The organism is Megasphaera massiliensis (assembly GCF_000455225.1).
Taxonomy (GTDB): domain Bacteria; phylum Bacillota; class Negativicutes; order Veillonellales; family Megasphaeraceae; genus Megasphaera; species Megasphaera massiliensis.
The window spans coordinates 44,487-51,109 of the sequence record NZ_HF954534.1 but is presented as its reverse complement, the minus strand read 5'-3'; the positions used below and the strand labels follow the sequence as shown (position 1 = coordinate 51,109).

The window sequence follows — 6,623 nt, the reverse complement described above, 5'->3', positions numbered from 1 at the left end:
CCGAAGGTCGCCCTCTTTGCAACCCTCGGCGCAGATCCCCGGTCGGAACACGCGCAAAAGAGCCTCGACGAAGGTGCACGACTCCTGCCCGAAGGGACGGACGTCGTCGGGACCTTCATCTGCCAGGGCGCAGTGGATCCGAAAATCATTGAAATGATGTATAAAAAATTTCCTGCCGGCCATCCCCACGGACGCTCTCCGGAACGGGATGCTCGCCATGCCGAAGCGGCTAAGCACCCCGATGAAGACGACTTGCAGCGAGCCTTTGATTTTGCTGCCGATATCCTGCACTGGCTGGAAGGAGGCGGGCAATGAGCTTACAGGCTTATTACGACAGTCTGTCGCCGGAAGAGCAGGCCCTGCAGTTTGGCCTCTCCGGCGGCGATCCCTTAGGGCACGCCTTCCCGAGAAAGCGCGTCGTCCACGCCGGATTGAGCGGAAAGATCATCGCTCCGGCCGAGTCGCAGCAGATCTGGCAGGACGTCATGAGCCGTCGGCCTGCTGGGCGGGAAATCCAAACGGCATACATCCACATTCCGTTTTGCAAAACAAAATGCTTGTATTGCGGTTTCTTTCAAAACGGAACCGAGCAGGAGGCCGAAGACGAATACGTTCGCTGTCTCGTCGACGAACTGGAACAATCTGCCGACAGCCCCCGCCTGCGGGACGGTTTGATCCATGCCGTCTTCATCGGCGGCGGCACGCCGACATCGCTGTCGCCGGCTAATGCCGACTTGCTTTTGAAAACGATTCGCCGCTGCCTGCCCTTGGCCAATGACTACGAACTGACCTTGGAAGGGCGGATCCACGACGTCGTCCCGGAAAAGATGGATATTTGGTTTGAAAACGGCGTCAACCGCGTGTCTCTCGGCGTCCAGTCCTTTGATACGGCTGTCCGCCGCTCCGTCGGCCGCCTCGACGACGAGGAGACCGTCCTCCGCCGACTCGATGACGTAAGGGCTTATAACCAGGCGGTCATCGTCATCGATTTGATGTACGGCCTGCCCGGTCAGACCATGGATGTCTGGCGCCGCGACCTGCGCCTTTTGACGGAATGTGCCGCCGACGGGGCCGACTTATATCAGCTCAACGTCTTCGACGGCAGCGACTTGAATAAAGCTATTTCCGAAGGTCGATTGGAACGGGCGGCCGAAACGTCCGTCCAAGCGCAGATGTTCCACGAGGCGAAAGTCTATTTGGAACAACGGGCTTATCGGCGCCTTAATATCTGCCACTGGAGCCGGACCAACCGGGAGCGCAGCCTGTATAACGTGCTGGCCCGGTCGGGGGCCGCCATGTTTCCCTTCGGCAGCGGCGCCGGCGGTCACGTCGACGGCTACGAAACGATGCTTCACCGGGCCATTTCGCCGTATCAAATGTTTGTCCGCCAGGGGCAGAAGCCCTTCATGGCCCTCATGAAACAGTCGCCCCTGCGGCCGCTGATCGACTTCGTCCAGGTCCAAATGGAACAGGGCTATCTCGATTTGAACGGTCTCATCGCCAAGGACAGTCGCTTAGGCGATTTGAAGTGGCTTTACGACCTTTGGCAGGCGCGGGGACTGGTGACCGACAACGGCACCCTCTATATGCTCACCGAAGCCGGGCAGTTCTGGCAGGTCAACCTGACCCAGACGACGCTGGAATGCATGCAGTATCTCCTGACAGGAGAATCGGTCATGAACTTAGCTGCCGTCGCTGCTCAAGATTCAGCCAAGTCCGAGGCCATGGCGGCGGCGATGAAAAAAATGAAAGAGAAGGGCGTTCAGCCCGGCATGGAAGCCATGAAAAAGATGGCAGAAGCGATGCAGCATCTTTCACCGGAAGAACTGAGCGCTGTCATGAAGCGCATGGGTTCTATGTAACTCCCCTATAGATGGGCCGGCCCTTCACCGGTCCGAAGCGACTGCTGCCCGGAGCCACTCCCTTGCTTCGGGCGGCAGTTTTTACTTGTATTTGACAAGGTTTACGGCTATCCATTAAAATTATAATGAGAGTCAATATTATTTATAAAGGAGGCTCTAATGAATACGCTCTATCTCTATGAGGATGAGGCAACCAGAAAAATAGCCCTTATGGTCAGCCGAATGGTCGGCATGGGGGCCTGCGCGTTTTATGAATCGCCTCCGTCGTGGCAGCGTTACGGCCGGGTTGTCTTGGTCATGGGGGAAAGGGGAGACATGCTCTCGTCCCTTCCCGAATGGCGGGAGCCCCTTTCAGGGAAAGCCTTGGTTCTTTTGCTTACGGCCAAGACTGAAATCAGAGAAGGCCCGGCGGCTGTCGAAGAGGGACTGGGACGGTCTTTAGCGGCGTCCTTTTTCGTTTCTAGTGAAAATTTTCTCGAAGACACGATGGAAACGGCTCGGCGCCTCAAGGCCCTGTGGTCGGAGCCTTTTGCCGATGAAGAGGCTGTGCAGGCCATGGAAGATTTTCTGGCCCAGCATAATACGGGTGTTCTGACGACTGGAAGCAACGGCACCTTGCGGGCTACGCCCATCGAGTACGTTTTCGTCGGGCAAAAGCTCTATTTCTTCAGTGAAGGCGGAGAAAAATTCATTCATCTCTACCGAAATCCCCGGGCGGCCTTTGCCGTCTTCGATGCTTTTACCGATACGGACCACTTGGGAGGCCTTCAAATCGAAGGCTCCGTACGACTGTTAGAACCCGATGACCCGGCCTATCAAGCTGCGGCGGCCGCCAAGGGGATTTCCGAAAAACGGCTGGCAGCCATGGCCGTCGTTCTCCACGGCATCGAATTGACGCCGCAGCGGATGACCTTTGTCTGGTCCGGCTTTGCCAAACGGAAGCAGCCTTTACGCCAGACTTGGTGCATACTTTAAGGAGGTTATCATGGATTATACGACGACGATCAAGATGGTTCGCCACGACGGACCGCTGACGGTCCTGTCTTTAGAAAATGAAACGGGGACGGCCGAAATGAACAACTGGGAAGTCTACCCCGGCATTACCCTCAGCTATCTCGAAGCCCATATGGAAGAATTTTCCTGCTATGCGCCTCTGCGGCCCGACGTCTTTGCCATCAATCACTGCGAAGAAGGCCGCATCGAATGCCGATTTAAAAACGGAGAATACCTGTACATGGGCAAGGGCGACATGTCCGTCGGCCGCCGCAGCTGCAGCGATTACTGCCACATGGCTTATTTCCCGTCATCCCACTATCACGGCTTGTCGGTCCTGGTCGATGAAAAACGGGCTCAATCCGTCGTGGACCGCCTGCTGGAACAGGAGAGCTTCTCTTTGATGTCCCTGTGCGACCGCTTTTGCAGCGATTCCGATTTCGGCATTATCGTTCAGGAAAACGAGGCCATGAAGCATCTGTTTTATGAACTCTACCACGTGCCGCCGGCCATCCGCCATCGATATTTCCGCCTGAAGATTTTAGAAATTTTTCTCTTCCTCAGCACCTTTGAAGGCAAGATGCGACTGGACCGCCCGTACCTGACGCGGCGCCAAGTCGAAACCGTGAAGGCGGTCCACCAGGAATTGGTGGCTGATCTGAGCTGCCACTGCACGATAGAAGCCATGGCCGAACGCTACAACATGGCGCCGACGTCGCTGAAGCGCTGCTTCAAGGATGTCTACGGGACGACGATGTATCAGTACCAGAAAGAACTGCGCATGGCTAAAGCCATGGAACTCTTGGTGAAGACTGAAAAGAGCGTCCTCGAAGTCGCCAACTGCGTGGGCTATGAAAACAGCAGTAAATTTGCCGTGGCCTTCAAAAAAACGGCCGGCTGCCTGCCTCGGGAATACCGCAAGCAGCAGGCCTTTTCGGACCGATTGGAGGCCTGAGTTCACCGGCTGGTGAAAGCGCTCGATCAGGCGGAGGAAGACCTTGATTTGTGAAAAAAATGTCGTAATGGAGTGCTTTTTGGCTGAATGGAGTAGAATGTGACTACGAGATATGGTACCCTTTTAAACGAGAAATGTTTTCAAAATCACTAATGAAAGAGGGGACTTATCAAACGATGAGGCATAAAAGCGCTGCTTATGTAACTTGGGGCATACTGATGGCCCTGTCCCTGCCGGCCTATGCGGCAGATGCACAGGGATACGGAACAAGGATTGACGACGAAGGATGTCGTCGTTACGGCGACCAGGACGGAAGCGGAGGTCAAGACCGTGCCGCAGACCGTCGAAGTCATTACCGCCGAGGACATTGAAAAATTAGGCGCCACCGACGTCTATTCGGCCCTGCGGTTGGCCGATAATATACAGATCATGAATACCAGCACCGGCTTCGGTCACCGCATTTCCATGCGCGGCATGGCCAGCAACAGTGCCCTTATCCTGATCAACGGCCAGCGGACGGCCATTGAAGATACGTCGACGACACAGAACCTGTTGGCCCTCGACCGACTGAACGTCCATACCATCGAGCGTATCGAAATCGTCCGCGGTGCCGCCTCGGCCCAGTACGGTTCCGATGCCCTGTCCGGCGTCATCAACATCATTACCAAGAAGTCGTCCGGCGAACCGTCGGTTACCATGGGCGTTGCCACGGGGACGACCAACATATCCAATTACTACCACATCGATTTAGGGAAGCAGGGCAAGTTCAGCGGCACCTTCGATATGAATTTTTCCAAGGACCGCCAGTGGACGGAACATGAGGTATCGGGCCTTCCGGTCAAGAACCTCGAAGGGCCGAAGCAGAGCTACAATTTCAGCGGTACCTATGAACTCGGCGAAAATAAGAACCTCAACCTCGACCTCGGTTACTATAAAGATAAGCTGACCGGCGACTGGAGCCATAAAGAATATAACCTCGGCGCCTGGGGCGGCATCGTTCGCCTGGCCGACGCCAAGCTGGAAACGGAACGGCGCGACGCCAGCCTGAGCCTGACCGGTAAGACCGAGAACGACGACTATATGATCCGCACCTTCTACAGCAAGCTGAATAAATTCCGCTTCCTGCCCTATACGGCCTTGGCCAAAGAATACGGAGAAACGAATAACTACAGCATCTGGGGCATTGAAGGCAAGAACAGCCATAAGATCAACGGCGACCATACCCTGACGTACGGCACGGAATACAATCGCTACAGCGTCGACGGCGTCAACTTCGGAAGCGACGGAAGCGACGGCAAGGACGTCAGCACTTACGCCGCCTACATCCAGGACGAATGGCTCATCGGCGACAAATGGGTCATCATCCCGGCCGTCCGCTACGACCATCACAGCCAGTTTGGCAGCAAGACGACGCCCCACATCGGGGCGACGTACTTCCTCAACGACAACAACCGCTTCAAGGTCAATTGGGGCGAAGGCTACAAGGCGCCGAGCGTCAGCGAACTCTACATGGACTATACCCACATGGGGGTCCTGACCTTGGGCAATCCCGACCTGAAGCCCGAAGAATCGAAGAATTGAGACATCAGCTATGAAGGGGAATGGGGCAAGACCTTCGGCAAACTGACCTACTTCCACAACGATATTGAAAACATGATATCGACGCATACCGTCGGCAGCGGCCGCAGCGGTTGGAGCCAGTATTACAACATCGACGGCACGACCAAGACCCACGGCGTCGAATTGACCTTAGGCCGCAAACTGTCCGACCGCTGGGATACGAAGGTGACCAGCAACTGGACGTCGGCCAGCAATAAATCGGCATCGGCAGAAGCATCAGCTCACGGCGTCGACGGCATTGCCGACAACATCACGACCTGGCAGCTTACCTATGACGACCATAAGAAAACGGGCTGGAATGCCACGATTTGGGAACAGTGGGTCCATAATTACTACGAAAGCGATACCCATAAAGCCTACAACTATCAAACCTTCAACTTCGTCGTCAACCGTAAATTCAATGAAAAGACCCGCCTTTTCGCCGGCATCGACAACGTCTTCAATAAAAAGATCGACGCCATCTACCTCGACGGACGCATTTGGCGCACGGGCATTGAAATTACCTTCTAATACACCGGCTTCTTCCTCGTAAGTACCGGTCAGCCAATCCCTTTTTCCCTATAGCCATGTTCCGGACGAATGCCGTTCGGGCATGGCTTTTTTTATGGAGTTAACGCGACTACTCGTTTGACAATAAAAGTCGAAAAACGTATACTAAAGAAAAGTCAAAGTACGACTGACCTTTGGAAAACCTATTTCAGGGCCAAAAACCCCGTAGGTTTGAAAATTTCCAAAATGGCTACAAATGGCGTAACCAAGCCGATAATCGCCATTGCCTGATTTTTGTTTTTCACCTGGGTCCCCGAAAAAGACGAAAAAAGCCGGAGGTTTGAAAAAATCGCCTGTGAGCCCAGTCTGGGAGCGGGTACTGAGAGACAGAGTCGGCGTACCAAAATCCCCGTAAGGGGACTGAAACGCGTACGATCCGGAAACAACCAGATATTTTCCGTGGCTTTTCGTCGGCGTACCAAAATCCCCGTAAGGGGACTGAAACGGTAGATACTGCCACCATGCGGCTTGAAGCAATTGGCGTCGGCGTACCAAAATCCCCGTAAGGGGACTGAAACAAGTCAAATCCAACATCGATTACATACCTATATTCGTGTCGGCGTACCAAAATCCCCGGATTTAACTAGACTCCTTTTAGGAAAAGGAGTTTGTGCCATAGGGGGACCGAAACAGGATTGTCTTGA

General features: G+C 54.5%; 5 protein-coding genes and 1 pseudogene. 5 read left to right on the top strand and 1 reads right to left on the bottom strand.

What is annotated here, in order from left to right; all coding sequences use genetic code 11:
• From TX77_RS01330 to TX77_RS01310, 5 genes and pseudogenes are all read left to right on the top strand, one after another.
• On the top strand, positions 1-315 hold a 315-nt coding region (locus TX77_RS01330; protein ID WP_230197993.1), incomplete at its 5' end, for a flavodoxin family protein.
• A complete protein-coding gene (gene hutW / locus TX77_RS01325) occupies positions 312-1,862 on the top strand; it encodes a heme anaerobic degradation radical SAM methyltransferase ChuW/HutW (RefSeq protein ID WP_044503041.1) in 1,551 nt (516 codons plus the stop codon). The genes TX77_RS01330 and hutW, both read left to right, overlap by 4 nt.
• A gap of 159 nt (positions 1,863-2,021) precedes the next feature.
• Positions 2,022-2,837, top strand: a complete 816-nt coding sequence (locus TX77_RS01320; protein WP_044503040.1) for a pyridoxamine 5'-phosphate oxidase family protein — start codon at positions 2,022-2,024, stop codon at positions 2,835-2,837.
• Positions 2,838-2,847: 10 nt separating this feature from the next.
• Complete coding sequence (locus TX77_RS01315; protein WP_049917261.1) at positions 2,848-3,810, top strand: helix-turn-helix domain-containing protein; 963 nt, start codon at positions 2,848-2,850, stop codon at positions 3,808-3,810.
• A 240-nt stretch (positions 3,811-4,050) separates the two neighbouring features.
• Positions 4,051-5,940 (top strand): annotated as a pseudogene (locus TX77_RS01310) (TonB-dependent receptor plug domain-containing protein).
• 144 nt (positions 5,941-6,084) lie between these two features.
• On the opposite strand, the gene TX77_RS14305 reads toward TX77_RS01310, so the two are convergent.
• Positions 6,085-6,513 (bottom strand): hypothetical protein, encoded by a 429-nt coding sequence (locus TX77_RS14305; protein ID WP_288159864.1) that lies wholly within the window; start codon positions 6,511-6,513, stop codon positions 6,085-6,087.
• Between the last annotated feature and the right edge of the window lie 110 nt (positions 6,514-6,623).

What these genes read in the sequence shown, in the direction of transcription:
- hutW (WP_044503041.1), top strand. Translation starts at nt 312, where the DNA reads ATGAGCTTACAGGCTTATTACGACAGTCTGTCGCCGGAAGAGCAGGCC.
- TX77_RS01320 (WP_044503040.1), top strand. Translation starts at nt 2,022, where the DNA reads ATGAATACGCTCTATCTCTATGAGGATGAGGCAACCAGAAAAATAGCC.
- TX77_RS01315 (WP_049917261.1), top strand. Translation starts at nt 2,848, where the DNA reads ATGGATTATACGACGACGATCAAGATGGTTCGCCACGACGGACCGCTG.
- TX77_RS14305 (WP_288159864.1), bottom strand. Translation starts at nt 6,513, where the DNA reads ATGTTGGATTTGACTTGTTTCAGTCCCCTTACGGGGATTTTGGTACGC.